This is a genomic window from Ruminiclostridium papyrosolvens C7 (assembly GCF_000421965.1).
Lineage (GTDB): Bacteria > Bacillota > Clostridia > Acetivibrionales > DSM-1351 > Ruminiclostridium > Ruminiclostridium papyrosolvens_A.
In genome coordinates, this window is sequence record NZ_ATAY01000028.1 from 43,477 (window position 1) to 62,110 (window position 18,634).

General features: G+C 36.3%; 24 protein-coding genes. 3 read left to right on the forward strand and 21 right to left on the reverse strand.

The genetic code is table 11. The features are described from left to right. Position 1: 1 nt before the first annotated feature. The 12 genes from L323_RS29470 to L323_RS29520 all read right to left on the reverse strand — a co-directional run bounded on the left by L323_RS29470 (position 2) and on the right by L323_RS29520 (position 9,457). Positions 2-553, reverse strand: a complete 552-nt coding sequence (locus L323_RS29470; protein WP_242835262.1) for a putative phage tail protein — start codon at positions 551-553, stop codon at positions 2-4. Continuing rightward, on the reverse strand, positions 540-1,595 hold the full coding sequence (locus tag L323_RS29475; protein WP_020815245.1) for a baseplate J/gp47 family protein: 1,056 nt from the start codon (positions 1,593-1,595) through the stop codon (positions 540-542). Before L323_RS29475 ends, L323_RS29470 begins: the two co-directional genes overlap by 14 nt. Beyond that, a complete protein-coding gene (locus tag L323_RS29480) occupies positions 1,596-1,997 on the reverse strand; it encodes a DUF2634 domain-containing protein (protein ID WP_020815246.1) in 402 nt (133 codons plus the stop codon). After that, on the reverse strand, positions 1,994-2,302 hold the full coding sequence (locus L323_RS29485; protein ID WP_347498649.1) for a DUF2577 domain-containing protein: 309 nt from the start codon (positions 2,300-2,302) through the stop codon (positions 1,994-1,996). Before L323_RS29485 ends, L323_RS29480 begins: the two co-directional genes overlap by 4 nt. Position 2,303: 1 nt before the next feature. After that, a complete protein-coding gene (locus L323_RS29490; protein ID WP_020815248.1) occupies positions 2,304-3,260 on the reverse strand; it encodes an XkdQ/YqbQ family protein in 957 nt (318 codons plus the stop codon). After that, positions 3,253-3,900: a LysM peptidoglycan-binding domain-containing protein gene (locus L323_RS41895; protein WP_020815249.1), complete on the reverse strand. Its 648-nt coding sequence runs from the start codon at positions 3,898-3,900 to the stop codon at positions 3,253-3,255. Before L323_RS41895 ends, L323_RS29490 begins: the two co-directional genes overlap by 8 nt. After that, positions 3,900-5,816 carry a tape measure protein gene (locus tag L323_RS29500; protein ID WP_020815250.1) on the reverse strand — a complete coding sequence of 639 codons (1,917 nt, stop codon included), beginning with the start codon at positions 5,814-5,816 and terminating at the stop codon, positions 3,900-3,902. The genes L323_RS41895 and L323_RS29500 overlap by 1 nt, the downstream gene beginning before the upstream one ends. Before the next feature lie 237 nt (positions 5,817-6,053). Continuing rightward, entirely contained in the window at positions 6,054-6,482 is a 429-nt protein-coding gene (locus L323_RS29505; RefSeq protein WP_020815252.1) for a phage tail assembly chaperone, read from the reverse strand. A gap of 22 nt (positions 6,483-6,504) precedes the next feature. After that, positions 6,505-6,975: a phage tail tube protein gene (locus L323_RS29510; protein WP_014315266.1), complete on the reverse strand. Its 471-nt coding sequence runs from the start codon at positions 6,973-6,975 to the stop codon at positions 6,505-6,507. A gap of 21 nt (positions 6,976-6,996) precedes the next feature. After that, positions 6,997-8,298, reverse strand: a complete 1,302-nt coding sequence (locus tag L323_RS29515; protein WP_020815253.1) for a phage tail sheath family protein — start codon at positions 8,296-8,298, stop codon at positions 6,997-6,999. Positions 8,299-8,417: 119 nt separating this feature from the next. Then, complete coding sequence (locus L323_RS0120625; protein WP_051153516.1) at positions 8,418-8,849, reverse strand: phage tail terminator family protein; 432 nt, start codon at positions 8,847-8,849, stop codon at positions 8,418-8,420. Positions 8,850-9,001: 152 nt separating this feature from the next. Continuing rightward, positions 9,002-9,457: a hypothetical protein gene (locus tag L323_RS29520; RefSeq protein WP_020815255.1), complete on the reverse strand. Its 456-nt coding sequence runs from the start codon at positions 9,455-9,457 to the stop codon at positions 9,002-9,004. Between the two features lie 238 nt (positions 9,458-9,695). On the opposite strand from L323_RS29520, the gene L323_RS29525 reads away from it, so the two are divergent. Then, complete coding sequence (locus tag L323_RS29525; RefSeq protein ID WP_020815256.1) at positions 9,696-10,022, forward strand: helix-turn-helix domain-containing protein; 327 nt, start codon at positions 9,696-9,698, stop codon at positions 10,020-10,022. 275 nt (positions 10,023-10,297) lie between these two features. Here L323_RS29525 and L323_RS29530 read toward each other — a convergent pair whose 3' ends face one another. Beyond that, a complete protein-coding gene (locus L323_RS29530; RefSeq protein WP_020815257.1) occupies positions 10,298-10,498 on the reverse strand; it encodes a hypothetical protein in 201 nt (66 codons plus the stop codon). Between the two features lie 451 nt (positions 10,499-10,949). On the opposite strand from L323_RS29530, the gene L323_RS29535 reads away from it, so the two are divergent. Both L323_RS29535 and L323_RS29540 read left to right on the forward strand, forming a co-directional pair. Next, positions 10,950-11,684, forward strand: coding sequence for a LytR/AlgR family response regulator transcription factor (locus tag L323_RS29535; RefSeq protein ID WP_020815258.1), 735 nt, complete (start codon positions 10,950-10,952; stop codon positions 11,682-11,684). After that, entirely contained in the window at positions 11,681-12,985 is a 1,305-nt protein-coding gene (locus L323_RS29540; protein ID WP_020815259.1) for a sensor histidine kinase, read from the forward strand. Before L323_RS29535 ends, L323_RS29540 begins: the two co-directional genes overlap by 4 nt. Positions 12,986-13,011: 26 nt before the next feature. Here L323_RS29540 and L323_RS40780 read toward each other — a convergent pair whose 3' ends face one another. The 8 genes from L323_RS40780 to L323_RS29580 all read right to left on the reverse strand — a co-directional run bounded on the left by L323_RS40780 (position 13,012) and on the right by L323_RS29580 (position 18,577). Next, positions 13,012-13,146, reverse strand: a complete 135-nt coding sequence (locus L323_RS40780) for an AgrD family cyclic lactone autoinducer peptide (protein WP_020815260.1) — start codon at positions 13,144-13,146, stop codon at positions 13,012-13,014. 110 nt (positions 13,147-13,256) lie between these two features. Next, positions 13,257-14,249, reverse strand: a complete 993-nt coding sequence (gene xerA / locus L323_RS29545; RefSeq protein WP_020815261.1) for a site-specific tyrosine recombinase/integron integrase — start codon at positions 14,247-14,249, stop codon at positions 13,257-13,259. 613 nt (positions 14,250-14,862) lie between these two features. Then, on the reverse strand, positions 14,863-15,051 hold the full coding sequence (locus tag L323_RS29555) for a hypothetical protein (RefSeq protein WP_020815263.1): 189 nt from the start codon (positions 15,049-15,051) through the stop codon (positions 14,863-14,865). Between the two features lie 2 nt (positions 15,052-15,053). Further along, on the reverse strand, positions 15,054-15,626 hold the full coding sequence (locus L323_RS29560) for a hypothetical protein (RefSeq protein ID WP_020815264.1): 573 nt from the start codon (positions 15,624-15,626) through the stop codon (positions 15,054-15,056). After that, a complete protein-coding gene (locus L323_RS29565) occupies positions 15,623-16,918 on the reverse strand; it encodes an FtsK/SpoIIIE domain-containing protein (protein WP_020815265.1) in 1,296 nt (431 codons plus the stop codon). Before L323_RS29565 ends, L323_RS29560 begins: the two co-directional genes overlap by 4 nt. Positions 16,919-17,100: 182 nt before the next feature. Then, complete coding sequence (locus L323_RS41325) at positions 17,101-17,259, reverse strand: hypothetical protein (RefSeq protein ID WP_020815266.1); 159 nt, start codon at positions 17,257-17,259, stop codon at positions 17,101-17,103. A gap of 162 nt (positions 17,260-17,421) precedes the next feature. Beyond that, positions 17,422-17,889 carry a phage holin family protein gene (locus tag L323_RS29575; RefSeq protein WP_020815268.1) on the reverse strand — a complete coding sequence of 156 codons (468 nt, stop codon included), beginning with the start codon at positions 17,887-17,889 and terminating at the stop codon, positions 17,422-17,424. A 1-nt stretch (position 17,890) separates the two neighbouring features. Then, on the reverse strand, positions 17,891-18,577 hold the full coding sequence (locus tag L323_RS29580; RefSeq protein ID WP_020815269.1) for a peptidoglycan recognition protein family protein: 687 nt from the start codon (positions 18,575-18,577) through the stop codon (positions 17,891-17,893). Between the last annotated feature and the right edge of the window lie 57 nt (positions 18,578-18,634).

The following is an 18,634-nucleotide window of genomic DNA, read 5'->3' on the forward strand; positions in this document are numbered from 1 at the left end:
ATTAAAACACCTCGCTTCTTAATTGTTCATGTGTGTACTCTCTCATTTGAGCGTGGGTATAGCTGACCAAAGATGAGTTTTGTTTGTAGAGCAAGCTCAAATCAACGTACATGTTGACCGGTACGATTCTTTTCAACTGCTTTTCCACCTCGGCAAGCATGGACTTAGCAGTCAGTGCCACTCTTACTATAAGTTTGTATTCATCATTTTTTAGTTCAAGTGAGTAGCCCGACTCACCGCATAACGTTTCCAACTGCTGTGCCAATTTTTTGCAAGTATAGGGCAGCTTTTCATTGAGTCTTGTCAGAATCCTGAATTTCCTCACCTCTAGACTGTCAGAGCCTTTTGGATTTATTTTGAGGATTGCTTCCCAACGCTTTACTCCGTTTTCGGTGGAATCGTATATAAACTGCTCCTTCAGCACATTGCCCAGCCTGCCCCAAAGGGACCGGATTTCAGGATTTTCAGAAGCAGCAAGCTCTCGGAATTCCCTGAAATCCTGTAAAAACTCCGGCAGATAGTTCAAAATATCGATTTCCCTATCCAATAACATCACCCCTGACCGGAATAGCATCTTTATCAAGCATCAGATTTTGCTCTATACCATTGATTTTTGTCCCCGAAATGTCCAAAATCCCTTCAATCTCCAACAGACGGGTTTCAATCTGGCTTATCCTGACTATGAGATTATCACTGTCAGCCCACGCTTTACTTAACTCATTAAAATAATTATCGATAACCGTGTTCACATACCCCTTTACGTCCTCCCAATTCCAACCTTCACGGTATGTCAGGTTCAGTGTTATGTCAACCTTCTGTTCCATTACACCTATAACCGTAACTACATGCCCGATAGGTGCAAAGCCTACACCTTCGCCTTGGCTGTTCAAAGGGTCTATCTGGGATTGAATACTGGTGATTAAATCATTTGAAGGCTTTTGAAACTGGGAGCTTACAACCACAAGTTTAACCGTACCACCGCCGTTCCATACTGGATAAACCTTAATACCCCCAACCCCTTGAAGCTGATTTACCTTTTCCTTATAGTCGGACATATTACCCCCAAAAGCCTGTGAATCTAATGTTGCAAAATACCTGGCTCTAAGTTGCTCGGTATCTTCTTCATCCTCTCCCGAAATAAGCAGTTCGGTAATTTCCGCTTTTGTCAGTCCCTCAATATAGTTCACTGGAATCAACATTCCGAAATATCTGTTTCCTTCTGCTCCGGCAGTTTCGCATTTGAGCTTGAATTCACACTCTCTTATTTTTTCGGTAACAACATAATTAAGGTTTCCCAAAGAAAACCTTGAACCCAGCGGAATATTAATATTAAATACCCCTTTTAAAATTGCATTGGTAGCTTCCGTCGGAACAATCCCTCGTTCCGCAGCCCTTTTAATCAAAAAATCCCTTGACGCTGAATCGGCAAAGGTTTCATTCAATATTACGTCTGCTTCAATATACATTTGGGCCAGTTCTGCAGCCGCCGGAGCCAACGCATCAAAAATAACCGAGCCCTCACGCTTGTCAATCGTATCAGGAACCCGATCCAACATCCTTTTCAAAAGTACCTCATAGGTTACATTTTCATACATTTAAACCATCACCACCTTTTCAATATCAGCAGTACCTTCCGTAGTGTATGCAGTAAATCTGACCAAAACCTGACGTTTACCTGACTCAAAAGAAAAGTCTCTCACGTCCGTAATTCTGTCATCCTCCTGCAAAGCCTCCCGTATTCTGTTTTCTATCTCTGAATAAACAAGTGCCGTGGATTCACCAAAAAGGTCTGTTAATTCAATCCCGTAATCCCAGCTGTAAATCAAATACTGGAATTTTTGAGTATTCAGAATTTTATAAATTGCCTGCTTAATCGCCTCAATCCCGTCAACAGAACCTCCGATTCTCATTTCCTCAAGATTCATTTTATAGGTTCTGCCCGGCTGCTGACAGACTTCAAAATCAGGCTGTAAATCATCATTTAAAGTTGGAATCATTCCTTCACCACCTTATCAAAAACAAGGTATTTTTGTCCGCCCTGTATCTGAACCATTATCACACTGTCACCGACTGTCAATCCGTTATGAACTGTAAATTTCCTTTTTTCCCCCAGTTCATCCGATATTTCCAGCACATGTTCTTTTACATTATTGGTAAATATCAGATGGGCCTCCTTTAAAATCAGCTTTTGATCAATACTGATTGCAGTTGGTGCGGTACTTAGAACATTCCCAAAAACAACAGTTGTAGGTTTTGAATCATTCACCGCATCTATTGCCGCCATCTTGATAATTTCAACCATATTAGGCAACAAAATCACCGCCCCTCAATGTGATATCCATATAATGCTGGTTGCTCTTAAAGGTGTGTTTTACGGTCTCCACAAGCATGTAGTTCTGAACCTTCACATCTCCGAGCTCCAACCAGACCGGAAAAAGGCACCCCCCTCTGACTCTGATATCTCCAATTGCATTGGAAACAGAAAGGTTGCGGGTTTTTTTGTTATACAGCTTAAGAAGTCCGTCAGCTTTGGCTTTAGCATTAGTATTCTGATTAACTTTCTCATAATATTGAAGAAGTCCCCACTCAGCAATTTTATTACTGTCCTTGGCCTCATAAATTTCACGTTTCTTTGTTTTGTCATTATCGTAGGCCAGTTTTATAAGGTTGTAGGTATTTGAGTCAATAGACGAGGTGTAATCAAAATCCTCAGCTGTGCTCTTTTCGATAAGAATGTCAAGTTTCATGGAATCAATACTCTTTAAGCTTATAGCCCCATAGTCGTCAAACAGTACATACATCTTATTCCTATTCTGCATTGTAATATCAAGGGCACTTTGAATCATATCCATTAATGTCTTGTTATCCTCAACCCTTGTTTCAATTACATAACCTGTATCTTCAATGGTTCCGGTTACCAGTTGGAAGTCATCTGCCAAGCTTTTGATTATCTGGCTTGCCGTACGGTTTTCAAATACCTTTGTGTCTTTATTTTTGAGATACCTTAACTGGTCGTATGCAGTAACCTTTATAATCTGATCGCTGCTGCGCTTTTTAGTGAAAATATGGCCATTGAAAACCTTTTTATTGTCTACTTTTAGTTGCACTAAGTTGCCTTCCTGAAAGCTAATTATTTCGTCTTTTACCACTGAAAATTCCAGCTTACCCGGAACACCTTTTCTGGAGGTCTCCCATGTGATTTCATCCTCAATGCAAGGCAGATACACCGTAGAACCATTCTGAATCTTTAACTCAACCAAGCTTAATCACCTGCCCTACTCTGATAAGGTTAGGATTTTTGATTCCGTTCAGTTTGGCTATCTGAGGATACTTTGAGCCGTCACCCAGATATTTTTTACAAATGGCCCAGAGGGTGTCTCCCTTTTTGACTTTATAGGTTTTAGGTTTGACAGGGGTGGATTTCTTACTGCCTCTAGCGGGTTTAATGCCTTCTAACGGATATTTTAGTGCGGTACATAGCTTATACTGTTTGAGGGTCATAGAAACGGTATAATCAAGACCGTTTCCTGCATCCTCTGTTATACTGTACTCTTCAAGAGAAACCCATGTATTTGTTATTTTACGCACAAATTTATCCTTAAAGGATATCTCTTCTTCAATATACAGCTTAAATGGTTTACAATCCTTTTTTAAACGGCTGAAATGGTCCAGATAATATTTGGGATTTACAAATTCCTTATCAGGGTAGTCTGCAAAAGGGTAATTCACCTGAGGAATGAGCAATTCAAAGGAAAACTCCGTTAATCCCGGAGCCTTTAGTATACTTGCTTCACTCCCGTCAATCAGACTGACAGTCTTATTCTGATTCTTGATTTTTGTTTCAAACTTTGAAGGGGCAACAGGCATCCGAACCCCTCCCAGCCAGATTTGGTAAGGCATCAGTTATACACCCCCTCTGCTGCTACCGACATTGTTTCATAAACCTTCTGCTCCATATATGAAACAATCCCGTCTAAATCAAGGTTACTGTTGATATTGTTATGATTAGTCATATCCACCTTGATTTCCGCAGTAGTAAATTTATTTACTACCTCCTGTTCAGCTATGTCCCTCATGTACTTCAAGTCCTCTTCGGAAACTTGCATTGAATCCTTCATGGCACCTGTGTTAGCAGCAGTATTGGCTATATGATTTTTCGTGTCGCTATCTGCAATACCGCCGGCTTTAGCGGAAGCGGGATTTTTCAATGAGTTATATCCGGGTACATTGAAATTTGAAGCTGATTTGTCCTTTTTAGCAGCCTGGGCCTTTGCGTTCTCAATGTTGTCTTGTCTTTTTTGCATATTTGCACCCGCCTCAACTTGACGTTTAAGTATATCAACGTCATGTTGCTGCTTTATTGAATCTATTTTCTGGTTGTACTGCTTAAGGTCTGCCTCTCTGGCTGCCTTTTCGGCTTCATTCTGGATTTTTGCCTCAGTTCCGAACGTCACATGACTAACAGCCTTAATGGATACCTCTGGAAGTACTTTGTTCAGTAATCCAATAAACTTATTAATAATATCAATTGCGCCATTTACCATGTTCTGTAGAATGGTAAGTACACCTACTCTCATATCACCCATAAAATTCTGGATTGCAACACCTGCCGACTTCATACCCGCCATCATTAAATTCCAGAGATCAATAACCCAGTACACACCTGTAAAAAATGATATTTTCAGAGCATCCCATAAAATGAGAATAGCATTAACCACAATCAGCCATGCAACATGAATTCCGCCTACAGATTGAACCCATTTATAAATAAGACCTATTATTACTCCTATTACCAATGCAATCCAAAACAATGGAGAAGTGAACAATGATGCATTTAACCCATCCTGTGCTATTTTCTGCATAGTTGTAGCTATAGTCGAAATACCAAGCCCTATTGCATAAGCACCTGCAGCCGCAGCAATTCCCCAGAAAACAGGTGCAACTGTGGCCCAGTTATTATAAACCCACGTAGCAGCGTTTGCTATTGCTTGCAATACAGGAATAAATGCTTCAAACAGAGTATTTTTAATAGTTGAACCTATCTGTTGGAAGGTTACGGGCATTGTGGCGAACTTTGCATTAATTTGGTCGTAAGCGCTCAATACTGAGTTTTTCAAAACTTCTGCCGAAACACCGTTTCCGGCAATAAGCTGCTGCTGAGACTGTCCCGTGTAATTTGAGACTGCCCGCCCCATTGCAGGTGCATTTTGGAAAACAGATGCCATGTCCTCTCCCTTTAGATTTCCGGATACCATTGCATCTGTTATTTTATCAATGCCCTTTGTAGCCTCACCTGACTCGGCCCCGGCAAAAGACTTATTCATCAGTTCTGTAAAGCCAAGGATTTCATTATTATCTTTAAATCTTCCTTTAGCCGAAAGCCCAAGCTTTGTCACAGTTGCAGCCGTACTGTCAAAAGTACTTCTTGAATTATTCGCTGCAGAATACACCTTGTGCTGTAATTCTCCTGTGCTCTGGCGCTTATCAGTCATCATTGAAAGTCTAGCATTCTGGTTTGAGTATTTATCCACCATTTCCATACCTGATGAAATTTTGGATGAAATATCCTTAACCTTTGCCATCTTTTCAATGGAATCAATAGACTCCTTGACTTGATCCTGAACTGCATAAAATTCCTTTGCAATTAGTCTCGCCACATTTGCAATTTCCCTGAATCCACTCATATTAAAGGGTTTTTTTAACTGATTCTGAAGCTCCTGAGTTTTATCTATGATTTCTATCACAGGCTTTACAACCGTACTCAATGCGGTTGTAGTCCCACCAATCAACTGTAATGAATTCGCTACTGTAGCCATTTATATCACCTACCTTTATGAAAAAGGCACCCCATTACGGAGTGCCTTTTATTTTATACTACCTTTTTCTTGGCTTGTTTTTGTTCATTTCCTTTTTATCGTTTTCAATTTTAATCTGAATAGCCGCAGTTATAAAGGCCCTTTCCTCTCTTGGAAGCTTCAAAAACTCACCGGGTGTTATATGAAATTTGTGAAGGCAATAGTATGCAATATTAGCATCGCTGTCACCTTCGTTAATTAGTTTTTTGCTTCGTCAACCAAATCTTCCATAGTAACGTCAAAGCCGTTAACCTCTTGGATTTTAGCCAGATAATCGGCATATTCTCCCGGTTTGAGCATGGTCTTAAGAAGAGTATCCTCACCCATACAGCCATAGCTGTTCTGCAGTTCTGCATTATGTAAATCAGGGTAAACGGTGCATCTTGCAGCCAGCTTTCCAAGGTAAGCATTGTAGTCGGTTTCTGGAGTATACTGGTTTTTCTTACCCGGAATCTGCACCTTGCGTGTGCATGCCTTTCTTATGGCTTCATCCTCTTCCGAAGTAATGGAGCAGATTTCCCACTCTATAGGCACCCCGTTTTCATCTACAAATCTCTTTGATGCAACATACTTTACATTCTCATTGTCTAATACATTTTGCCTTAAAAAAGAACTTAATCCACTCATATTAATAACACCCTTTCCTTATTTAACATTCCATTCCCGGAAGTACGGAGAATTTTTCATGTATTTCAAAATCTTCAAAAGTAAAGTCCATATCTTCATCCAGATATTCTGCATCAGCATCAAACTTTGTAAGAATTCCGCCGTCAACATTACAACCCTTTAAAATAACTGTCTGCCTGCCTGCACTGGAACTTGAATCTTCATTTGTTACCTGAATGTCAAAGTATATATCCTCTCCTGTGTCCTTGTATCTTGCCAGCAAATCTCTGAAAATAGAGGTATTGTAATGGAAGGTTGCAGAGCCGGTTCCCTTCCAGCCTGTAGCTTTGTTACCCTTCCCCGTTCTGCCGAGAATAGGTACTTCACTCTTGGTTTTTTCAACCTTTGCTTCAAGATTTATAGCCTGCATAAAATTATATCTTTTATCCTCAATAGTAACGTAACATTCTGCCAAAGATGCACTTAACGCATCCTTTCCATTCATTGTCTGCATATTCATCCGCTCCTTTTTTTATTATTGTACAACCGTTGTCATATAAAGCTGTTCCATAGAATTCATAATAGTAACAGCATCCTGAATTACAATTGCCCTTTTGCTGTCTCCCTTTGAAATAACAACATCCTCAGGCTTAAAGTTTTCAATGGCCCTTATGCTCTGAAGTTCCTGATGATGCTTTACAACGTCATTCCAGAAGGAAATTCTTCCGGCTGCGTCATTTGGAACATTGCCGTTGTATTTAGTGTTAAACAGAACCGCAATATCGTTTGCAATCTGATCAAGAACCCTGATTGTCTGATTTCTTCCGAAATCGTTGTTCTTGTCATCCGTGTAAGATACATAACTGTTGATATCCTCTAATATACGAATGTCATCACCAACCCTGTGAAGAATAAATTTACCTTCTGAAACGGCAGCTTCAAGCTCGATTTGTCTGAAGTCCGCATTCACGGTAAACTCGCCGTCATAAACCTTGTTTGTATTGCTCTTATTTACAGGGCAGCCTGCTGCTATACCTGTCACCCAGTAAACCAATGCTGATGAATTAATTTCTTCTGCAACATCATTCTGAACACTGATAATACCTTCATAATCTGCCGGTGTCCTGTAAAGAACAGTCTGGAATTTAACTCCCGACTCATCCCTCATTCTTTTTGTGAACTCAACAAACAGGTCTGTTATCTCAGGCGATGTTTCCACACATCCAAGAGTATTGAAGGAATAGGACTCAATCTTGTCAAGAAATGTCTGGTAGTCCTCTACTGTAATATTCTCGCCGTTTGTTCCGCCAATCAGTTGTATTCCGCTTGTTAATGCAATTTCACCAACAATAAAATCAACAAAATCATTTGGAATCAATTCAGCCATGCTTGAAACCGTTTGGGAATCTACTCTGATTGTTCCCAGAAATGTTTGGACATCAAATTTGTTTGCATCATTACCGTGCTGTGCAATAACAATTTTAAGATCATTTCCTCTGGTTCCTGCATATTTTGCAGTAGCATATTTGCATGCCGCCTTCTGTCCTTTATTGAGCTTGTAGAAATATCCGGCTCTTATATGTCTGAACAAATCTCTGAGCCCCTTTAGTTTTTCATCCTTGATGTTGTAGCCGAAAATCTTCAGGGAATCTTTCTGGAAGCTGTCGGCATCAACCTTGAAAACCTCTCCGTCAACGCCCCAGTCAAGAACCAGCGGCATTGCTGCATACCCCCTTTCGCTAAGTGTTGCGGTTGCCCTAGATGTGCTAACAAAATTAATGTAGCTTCCGGGTAAAACCTTGTTTTGTTTTAAAAAAGTGCCTCCTCCAAGTGCCATGTAATTCACCTTTCCTTTCAAAAATTTTGTTTTATTAAATTATCAACCCCATCAAAAAATACATTTTAGAAATCTGCTTCTTTGAAAAGGTTGGTATTTCTGATTTTGCTGCTTTATTACTACTGTTTAAGGCCGCCTTCCACAGCTATATTTTCCATAGGCTCCTCTGACGGTGTTTCCTTATAAACATAGAAATTGTAATTTACGTAAAAAAGTAGTACGCCCTCGACAACCTCACAGCTCATTTTGGAGCCTCTGAACATGTCAGCTTCTATAAGAATAGACTCCAATGTGTCGTAGAGACGGTCTGCAACCTGACAAACTTCTGTATTTTTGTTTGCGGTTGCGGGACAATACTTAATAGTGAATCGCTGCTCTCTGTAGTACCTCTTCCCTGTTATCTGCTTCTGACTGAAATTATTAAGAGAAATTAAAAAGCAAGGTGTTGCCATCTCCTGCTCTGCCTCCTCCTTGTAAACCCCAACCGAACTGCCGAAATCCCGGCTCAGCTTAGTTGCAATTGCATCAATTACCTCGATAAGAATAATAATCCCTCCCTGCTGTTTGAATTCTAATTAACATACAACTACCTCCTTACAAGCTTTTTTGATTTAATGGGAACAAAAAAGGAGCCGGAATATTATCCGCTCCCCATCAACTGCAAGTTCCTTTTGAAATATTTTGTTGTCTCTTTTTACAAATACTATTTTACATCATATATACTGGTATTGGTTGGTATTGTTTTAAGGAATTTATCATGTTTTTTTCTTACGGTCTCCCATGAGTAGCTCATACATTCTCCCGTCTGCTCCCAGGTCAATCCGTCTATGTAGCGGTAAACCATTATCTGTCTTACGGTACTGTCCTCAATACTTTCTATAAATTCATAGGCCTTGTTAACTTTTTCCATAAGACTCTGTGTTTTGATTCTTATTCGAACTCCAATCTCATTCCTCTCTTTAATACATTCCTCAGACATTTCCTCGCGTCCTGTAATTGTAAAGGATCTTGGCAAATAGGGGAACTGTGCCATACTACCTCTTACCTTATCCGTTACAATCGTTTCGTTGTCTCCATAGCTTAATTCCTGAAGTTTTTCGTTTAGCTGTTTTATTTCTTTTTTTAGCTTAATTATCTGACTTAATTCTTCTTTTATCATATTACTCTCCTTTTATATAATTAATCACGCTGTTATTCCCATTCGGGAACAGATTGTTTAAAATAAATCTATACTTAAATGAACTCAATATAATATTGTCTCTCATTGGGAACAATAAAATAATATCACCTGGATTTACCAATGTCAATAAAAAGTCTCCAAACGGAAAATATAATTTGCATTTGGGAACAAAAGTTGTATAATATAATTGTTACGACTTACGCAGGAGGGTTTAAAAATGGCATCTATCAATGAAAGAATAAAAGAGCTGAGGGCATCTCTGGGTTTTTCAGTTGATGAATTTGCAAAAATACTTGGTATTCACAGAAGTTCCGTTTATAGATATGAAGGAGAAAACGAAAAAGAGACTAGAGATGTCCCTATGAGTTTGGCTATAATAATTTCCGAAAAATTCAACGTAAGCCTTGATTGGCTTGGAGGACTAACCGATACAAAGCAGCCGGAACTAAGTACAAAGGAACTTACAGAAGTGTATGCTTCTCTTAATGAGGAAGCAAAAAAAGAATTATTCAACTATGCAAATTATTTAAAAAATAAAGTGTAGAAGTACGTTTCAAAATTGTTTACATAACATGTATTTCATAAATTGTTTTGCTTTTTCAAAGTAAAATAAATAAAGGATTGAGATTATATCTCAATCCTTTATTTGGTGCCGAAGACCGGAATCGAACCGGTACGGGAGGTTAGTCCCGCAGGATTTTAAGTCCTATATTTTAAAATATTGTTCATGTTTGTTAACTCCATATATAGAGCACCTTTCAGAAAATACCTATTTTACAGGATTTCTGAAAGGTGCTCATTTTTGCTTCTTTCCAACGTTTATTTTTGTGAATAAAAATCATATATGATATGCTGATTGTCGTCTGTTTTGTCGTCCAACATTTTGGACTCTACTATCTGGATTTCGGTAAGTATGGTTTCGTATTCAAACAAATAATGCTTATCTTCATTATTAAGTTTGGAATTTATAGTGTTAAACAATTCTATGCTTTTGTTTCTTAATAATTCTAATTGAGCCATTGTAATTCCTCCATAATTCGGTGAAAGTGTGTTTTCAAGCGGTGAAATTGAAGTTAAACAAAACATACTTAACGACAACTTCAATTTACAGATTATTTTTTCACACTTAATAATAAAATGCTATAATACACATAAGTTGAGCAGATATTCTTTTGAGCGCCTCCCAAGCTGTCTCAAAAGATGTTTATTAACAAGAATAAATAACAAAAAACATATCACCTCCATTTGCTGGTGTTTTTGTATAAACTATGTTTATAGTATATACTACGTTTTTTGTTATTTGTTGTGCCGTTCGGTAAAATGTCATTTTCGGTCGGTAAAATGTTGTAAGAATACAATAATTAACCATATTTAACGCAAACAGTATAATATTTGACTGTTTGCGTTTTGTTTTTTACAGTAATCTAATATATTATTATAGTAAAATAACTAATTGGGAGGTAGTTATAATATGCTCAACTTAGCAATACTGGATGATGATAAGGGTACAATTGACGAAATGATTACAGAAATATCGGGATTATTTGAAAGACATAATGTTGAAGGTGACATAATCATAGCAACAACGGACTATAATAAATTCCTTAAGGCAATTGATGAAAATAAAGTTAATTGTTGCATCATTGACATAAACCTCATGGAAAAAACAAACGGCATGTCTGTTGCCAAACAAATTAGAGAAAGCAATCACGAAATAAAAATAATTTTTTACACCGCTTGTGCACATTTTATTCAGATTGCATACGAAGTGCAAGCGTACTGGTTCGTCCATAAGCCACAATTGGACGTATTGGAAACGGCCTTATTAAGACTTAATGACGAAATAAAGCGCCAAAAGCAAAGAGTAATTTGTATAGAAGTTAACACAGGGGATAGAGAAAATTACGGACAATACTTCATACCTTTAAAAAGCATATATTATATAGATTGTAATAACGAAAAAACGTATATACATACAGTTTTAGATAAGGTAGGACAGGTCGAATACGCTACAACCGAAACTTTAAAATCTTTAATGAGTCGTATTGACGATCAAATTTTCCAGCAATGCCACAAATCAATTGTTGTTAATACAGAAAGAATATTACACAAATCAAATAAATCTCTTACATTGCATGATGGTTCTGTCTGCGACATTGGACCTCGTTTTCGAGGATATTTTAAAGATTGGAGACCCCAATTATGATTCAAAATTTTCTTATTAATACTTTGTTCCCTGCGTTGACAGCAGTATTGGTATATATGTTCCTTAAATTAAATTTTCGTTATAAAAGGTCAAATACCAAAATAACATTGTTTATTTTTGTATTTGGGGTCGTCAACGGAATTATATCAACACTTTGGATGGAACTAATTGATATGACAAGCATATTGCAGATGCTTAAGCCAGTTACAATACTTATTATAAGTATAATTATGATAAAAGTTATTTTGAAAGTAAAATGGGTCCAAGCCATATCGTCATTTTTACTTATATTTGTTGCGTTCGGAATTGGTAATATAGTTGCTGCTATATTGCTAAATTTATTTGGAATGAATATTACAACAAAAACAGTATCGGAAAATTCGACCTTATATCTAATATCAAATATTTCTGCTTTTGTAATAGCTTTAATTATGGTTTTTACACTATCTAAAATTTTGAAGTTCAGGAAAGTACAAAATTTAAACTCGTTGCTTGTTTTGTTTTGTGTAATTATAATAGTCGTAATTATATCTTCTCAAACATACGGTTCAGAGTCTAACAATATTATAGCTTTTTCTGTTCTAATGGGAATATTAATATTCTTTTTTGTAGTTATACTAGTAATTCATAATATGCAACAACAAAAAAATGAGCTCCAAGAAGAAATGAAACAGCAATCGTTTTATAATCAATCACTAGAAGAAACATTAATAAAATTGAGAGGAGTTAAACATGATGCGGTAAATCACAACGAAACCTTAAGATTAATGTTAAAAAGAGGAAATACAGAAGAAGCTTTAGCATATTTAAATGAGTTCCAAGATACAGTAACAACTATAAATACTTCTTTATATAATATAAAAAATGTTGCTTTACACGCAATTATATCAGCCAAACTCGAAAAGGCGACACAAGCGGGTATTAGATTTGAATTCACATGCGTTGGTGAAATAAATGTACTATCAGGTATTAAGATATCTGATTTTTGTGAATTAATAGGAATATATCTCGACAATGCTATAGAATCTGCAGAAGGTACAAATGAAAAAATAATTGAAATGCAGTTTGTTTCTTATCCTAGCATGATTGAAATTAAATTAAGCAATAGTTGTAAAGAAATAGTTAATATTAAAAAAATAAATCAGGATGGATATTCTACGAAGGGGAGTGGGCGTGGACACGGTTTGGCTATAGCAAATCAGATACTATCAAAATATAAATGCATTACTAACGAGGCTTACTTTTTTGATGATTTAATGCGTTACGAACAAAATATGAAAATAAAAAAGACTCCGGTTTGAATGGAGTCTTTTTTATTTTACTTGTGTTACTTTAGCAAAGACTTTGGGCATTCTTTTTCATAAAAAGAGAAACACCAGCACGCCCCAGCAGATGCAGTAGCTGCAGTAATACCAATGATAGACAACGCCATGAGTACAATTAGTTTAAGCTTGTTCTTCATACCATTCACCTCTCTTAATTTTATATTTATATATATATAATATACTATCACAAAATATTTGTCGATTATTGTTTATTTAAACACAATTTTGTAATATTGGTAAGTTAATCTTATGAGACGAATTTTCTATGACTTATTTGAACTTCATCCACATTTAGGTCTGCGTATATCTGCGTAGTAGCAGGTGTAGTGTGTCCTAACATTTTCTGTACAGCTTGAATACTTGCTCCGGCATTTACTGCTGTTGTAGCCGTTGTATGTCTTAGCAGGTGCGGATGTACCGACTTAGTTATGCCTGCCATTACTCCTAATTGATTAAGTACTTTTTGATATCCCCTATGACTTAAACGTTTCATAGGTAATCGCAACCCCACAAAAAGTGCCTCATTATTGTCTTTGCGCAAGTCTAAATACCTCCACAAATGTACCCTTGCTCTGGCATTTAAAAAAACTGTTCTCTCCTTATTCCCCTTTCCAATTACATTAACAGAGCTTTTATTCCAATCGATATCATTTTTATTTAGTTTATACACTTCATCTAGTCTGCAGCCCGTTGAATAAAAAAATTCAATCATTGCTTTTTCTCGTTGATTTCTGCAAGCTAACCTCAACATTTCAAGTTCCTCCTGAGACAGTGCCTTTCTAATTCGTTTTTCTTTTTTAGCCGGCTTTATTTTTCTCATGGGACTTTTCAATATGTAATCCTCTGCTTCTAGCCAATTAAAAAAGCTTCTTAAAATACTGATTTCTGTATCCAAAGTAGAATTTTTTATTCCTGTAGAAGCATATTGAGCAAGGTATCTTCTTATGTCTATTACAGTGATATCTTCTATTCTTTTTTGTACGGTTTTTGAAAATCTAGCTAAATGAAGAGAATAACTTTTTAATGTTTTTCGAGAAAGACCTTCAAGTTTTTTAGTGGTAATAAATAAAACAATTTTTTCCGGAATACCTTCGAAAGGTATAATAGCATTTTCAACCGGCTGCAAGTCATAGTTGTAGAGTTCTTCTTCTAAGATCACTTTAAGCTGAACGGCAACTTCCTGAGTAAGGAGATCAACTGCCTTACTCAGGATACGGATAATCACATCTTCTTTTACCATAAATTTACTCCTCCTATTGCACGAGGACAAAAGACAAGATATAATTATCTTGTTCCCTCGTGGGACACTGTAGGGGTTGGTGTAAACTTTGGTCGGTGAGCACCTTCCCCTTCTCATATGTCCAATATTTTATTTTAAATCAATTATATATGGTAAATTATCAAGATTCAACAATCTTTTTCATTATTTGGATAAAAACCATCAATTTATATTTACTGAAATTAATTTACTGTTAAATATGATACACAAAAAGAAAGCCCCTAATTAGGAGCAAATGAAATGAATAAAATTAAATTAAAGGGCAATGATATTATCTGAAGCTAGATAAATATAAGACTTTGCTTGAAGGTTGCGGAATTGACGGTTCTGCAATCTTCTTTTCGTAAAAGTTATTATTGCAGCTATACCAAACCCAACTACCAAACAAGTAACCTAGATAATACCTACCCTTGCCAAATGTGTTAATAATAAATGTCTTTTTTCTTTGCTTCTCTTGTCTCCGTTTCAGCTTACGTTTCTTAATTTGTTCATGATTTTTAATCTCGTTTCCTAGTTCTCTTAATAAATAGTTTATTAACAAGGTCTTCCCCTCCGTTTGTATATATATTTGCTTTTAAAAAAGCCGAGAGAAGAAATTTAAAATATTACTTATACTTTTGTTTAATGCATCATCCTCAAATATTAAAGATATATCCATGTGTTTGGTATAAAACATTAACGCTATTCCACAACCAGTTAATACCCATGCTAGACTGTTGTTCATCTGCTTGGTGGTAGTAGTTGAATCTATTTTATTTGCCATAATTATATCCCCCTAAATAAGTTATCAATACCGGTTGTAGTCTCATAATTGACTATCTTAAATTTGATACCAATATTTGTAGGAGCTACAATATCTCTGTCTGTAACTATAACTACCCGTGGCATTAATTTAAATATAGCCTTTAGGTCTGCATTCTTTATAAGGGCTTGGTATTTTTCAAAGTTAAATTTATTGTTTAAATGGACTTCTATGAAACAAGGAAATACAATATCATGATCATTTACCAAGCAGAAAGCATCAGGGCGTATATTTTCAATAATATATTCGTTCTGCCATGCTTCTACGCTGTAATGTTGGTTTAATAGCACATATATTCCGGACCGTATTAAATCATGGTGAACCTGAATGGGTTTTTTATTTATGTAGTAAGCAAAACCATTGTCTATGGTGCTTCTGGAACGCTTAATAAAGCCTTGATTGTACAGATATAGTAATCTATTATTACAATATCTGTATGATGTTTTATTAAAAAATATTTGGTATATTTGTTTTGCAGTTGCAATATGAAAATCTTCAATGAAATTTAAAACAGTTTGGTCACGTTTGGTTATCATTGTGCCACATCCTTTTTGTATGGATTGCTATAATTTTTCCTGAAATCTTCAATGATTTTCTTGCGGTCCATTATAGGTTCTGCAGGTGGACTCTGTTTTTTATCTCTCAATAAATTATTATCTTTAAGTATTTTCTTGATTTTATCAGGATTAATATATAAAGCTTGATATTCCTTTAATTCCCCTCTGTATCGTGCTAAAAATCTACCTTTATGTTTTATCTTCTCAGCACCATGTAGACCGCCTAAAATTACTTCGGAATCAACTTGGCTAACACATTTAAACGCTATTCTTGTTGACATATTTGCCTTAATTGCTCCTGCTACTAGCGTTGCATCTGGACGTTGCAAAGATAATATGTAATGTATACCCGTTTTACGGTCTTTAGCGACCCGCTGACGGAATTTAGCCATAACCTCTGGGTAATCAGCAAGGGTTAAACCTTCGTCAATTACAACGGCTATAAAAGGGATTTTACGAGCAGGAAACAATCTATTCCACGTTTCTATTTTTTCAACATACACTTTGTTATTAACTGATTTAAACAACTTTAATCTTCGTTCCGACTCTTCTTCCAGGTAATCCATGAGCCGGTCAAAATCTTCAATGTTTGAACCATAGCTTTTAACTTTTTTGCAGTCCTCGAACATACAAAGGGTGATATTCTGAAAGTCGATTAAATGGAGCTCTATATTATGCTTGCTTAAAACATATGATAATACCATTGATACCAGGAAGGAACTTTTACCACTGTCTGTTTCTCCTGCCACAATAAGATGTTGGTCTTTGCTTATATCTAATATAAAATCATCGTCATAACCCTTGCCTATGTATGCTTCTGTTTCATCAAGTTGCCGGAACTCATACGGGTACATTGTTTTAAGATTCATTTCAACAAATTTCATTATCAAATTTTTATTAAATCCAAACTCAATTTTGGCATTTAAATTTTGCTCTAGTGCTTGTTGATTCCTTTCGAAATCTTCCTGTGATATGCCTTCGGGTAAACTAATTACAAGTGTTGTAGAGTTTTTATTCCTTTGTTCCTTAATGATAATAGGTGTTTTATCCTCTTTATTAATTATTCCACACATCCTAAAAAGCTTAGTGTATTTATCAGGTTTAAGTACTTTGTCTAAAATAACACCACTACCTACAGCAAAAAAAGAAAAAAGTGCAAATTTACCGTTAGGGACATGCATATAACAAAGACTTAAAGCCTCGTTGCACATGTACACACCAAAAGTAAGTATTACACTTTGATAAGTAAAATGATATTTATTAAGTTCCATTTCAGATACCTCACTTTATTCCAAATATAGTTCTTTTGTATATCCTGTACTGGTATGTCTTAGAGGTATCTACACCGCATAAATCCACGGTTTTTAAAAAAGCAAGTGAGTGAGCGGAGCGGGGAGCGGAGTGAGGGAACAGGCGAGCGCCGCCGGCTCGGCTCGAATGTGTAGTACAGCAGCTAACCTGGATTACCCTTGGGCTTATTTGGCAATTTATTATCTTTTTGCATGTCATTAAGTATAAGCTGCTTAATGTACACCGGTGCACTAATCTGAGACATAGCGTAATCGTATAAATATTTTTCCTTGTCTTTAAAACTAACAACTATCTTTGCCAAATCTGTTCACCAACTTTCTTTATCAAGCCATATTTGATTCTTTTTTCTCCTTTCGTTAATTTATATGCACAAAGTATAAAAAAGTTTCCAATTTTATAAAAAGAAATAAAAAAAGCCCCCAAGGATTTCTCCCTGAGGGCTGAAATATAAATAAGGTTATTGTTATTTTGATTCTGTGATCTTATTTCCGGCTGCATCAACGGTTCCCTTGAATAATGATATTGCTGATTTTAAGAAGTCAGGTATAGGAGCTCCCATCTTTCCAGCATTTTCTACAATACTACCGAGCTCAGTGAATATGTACCAAACCACTATAATTGGACATAATAAAACTGTATACGTAAACGGTAGTGCTATACTAGGGATATTATTTATTATTGAGCCTATAACTCCATCAAGCACCGCCGCCACTATTACAACTACAATACAACCGGCTTTATGCCAAATCCCTTCCCTACCCTTTTGAGAACTCCACAGTCCATTTTTTGCAGCGGCAGCTGAGCCAGATATCCAATCGGCTGCTAAGCAAGCTATAAAGGCTACTATAAGCCATCCGAACCAACCAAGCATAGCTGATATTCCTGCAAATATTGCAGTTACTGTTACCTTAAAAGCATTAACTTTTTCCATACTATTTCCCTCCATAACTTTTAGCTATTTTTATAATCAAAGCCGGAAAAGCTGGATCAATGTCCTTCTTATTCAGCCAGAATGAATATGGTGTGTTAACCTTCTCAGCGACGATCTCAAGAGCTTCTTCATATGTCATTAAATCTTCAATTTCGTTTTTAATTAAAGGAATAAAATATTTCTCTGCAGATACCTTACTATTTCCTCCAAAAAACTTTTTCCCCGGACAAGATTTGGACTGAACCCAACAATGATATATAAGTGTTGAGGTGGAAGGAATAATATTGAACTTTTTACATAGTAGAGCGTTAAGCAGTATAATACTTTGCTTTTGTTCTGCCGTCATAACATCAGAATCAAAGTTTCCTACATTTTCAATAGTTATTGAATCTTTATTCCTCGGACTTAGAAATCCTCCGCCATCTTTTGTAAGCGGTCTACCGACACAGATTGTGCCATCAGGAAACGTACTGAAGTGTTGGGCAATCTCACTCATTTTTAATGTGCTCACATGATAGTTTTCCATGCTTCTCATAAGGGCAAAATGATTGTTTTTCACATCTTTATAAGCAGGACTTGCGGTATGATGCTGCTGGATACTTTTAAAGCTCTTAGCCCCTTTTAGGCTTTCAATATAAGTTCTGAGTTCTTCTCTGTTCATTAAAATGAACTTTCCATCTTGTTTCATTTAGCTCACCCTTTCAAAATTTTTGTAAAACAAAAAGAGAGCCAAATAAATGACTCC

Bases quoted from the DNA above. Each gene is read 5' to 3' on its own strand.
- L323_RS29485 (WP_347498649.1), bottom strand. From the start codon at position 2,302: ATGGTTGAAATTATCAAGATGGCGGCAATAGATGCGGTGAATGATTCA.
- L323_RS29530 (WP_020815257.1), bottom strand. From the start codon at position 10,498: ATGGCTCAATTAGAATTATTAAGAAACAAAAGCATAGAATTGTTTAAC.
- L323_RS29535 (WP_020815258.1), top strand. From the start codon at position 10,950: ATGCTCAACTTAGCAATACTGGATGATGATAAGGGTACAATTGACGAA.
- L323_RS29515 (WP_020815253.1), bottom strand. From the start codon at position 8,298: ATGGCACTTGGAGGAGGCACTTTTTTAAAACAAAACAAGGTTTTACCC.
- L323_RS29555 (WP_020815263.1), bottom strand. From the start codon at position 15,051: ATGGCAAATAAAATAGATTCAACTACTACCACCAAGCAGATGAACAAC.
- L323_RS41895 (WP_020815249.1), bottom strand. From the start codon at position 3,900: ATGCCTTACCAAATCTGGCTGGGAGGGGTTCGGATGCCTGTTGCCCCT.
- L323_RS29540 (WP_020815259.1), top strand. From the start codon at position 11,681: ATGATTCAAAATTTTCTTATTAATACTTTGTTCCCTGCGTTGACAGCA.
- L323_RS29575 (WP_020815268.1), bottom strand. From the start codon at position 17,889: ATGGAAAAAGTTAATGCTTTTAAGGTAACAGTAACTGCAATATTTGCA.
- L323_RS29505 (WP_020815252.1), bottom strand. From the start codon at position 6,482: ATGAGTGGATTAAGTTCTTTTTTAAGGCAAAATGTATTAGACAATGAG.
- L323_RS29565 (WP_020815265.1), bottom strand. From the start codon at position 16,918: ATGGAACTTAATAAATATCATTTTACTTATCAAAGTGTAATACTTACT.
- L323_RS29520 (WP_020815255.1), bottom strand. From the start codon at position 9,457: ATGATAAAAGAAGAATTAAGTCAGATAATTAAGCTAAAAAAAGAAATA.
- L323_RS29525 (WP_020815256.1), top strand. From the start codon at position 9,696: ATGGCATCTATCAATGAAAGAATAAAAGAGCTGAGGGCATCTCTGGGT.
- L323_RS40780 (WP_020815260.1), bottom strand. From the start codon at position 13,146: ATGAAGAACAAGCTTAAACTAATTGTACTCATGGCGTTGTCTATCATT.
- L323_RS29500 (WP_020815250.1), bottom strand. From the start codon at position 5,816: ATGGCTACAGTAGCGAATTCATTACAGTTGATTGGTGGGACTACAACC.
- L323_RS29580 (WP_020815269.1), bottom strand. From the start codon at position 18,577: ATGAAACAAGATGGAAAGTTCATTTTAATGAACAGAGAAGAACTCAGA.
- xerA (WP_020815261.1), bottom strand. From the start codon at position 14,249: ATGGTAAAAGAAGATGTGATTATCCGTATCCTGAGTAAGGCAGTTGAT.
- L323_RS29510 (WP_014315266.1), bottom strand. From the start codon at position 6,975: ATGCAGACAATGAATGGAAAGGATGCGTTAAGTGCATCTTTGGCAGAA.
- L323_RS29470 (WP_242835262.1), bottom strand. From the start codon at position 553: ATGTTATTGGATAGGGAAATCGATATTTTGAACTATCTGCCGGAGTTT.
- L323_RS29475 (WP_020815245.1), bottom strand. From the start codon at position 1,595: ATGTATGAAAATGTAACCTATGAGGTACTTTTGAAAAGGATGTTGGAT.
- L323_RS29560 (WP_020815264.1), bottom strand. From the start codon at position 15,626: ATGATAACCAAACGTGACCAAACTGTTTTAAATTTCATTGAAGATTTT.
- L323_RS29480 (WP_020815246.1), bottom strand. From the start codon at position 1,997: ATGATTCCAACTTTAAATGATGATTTACAGCCTGATTTTGAAGTCTGT.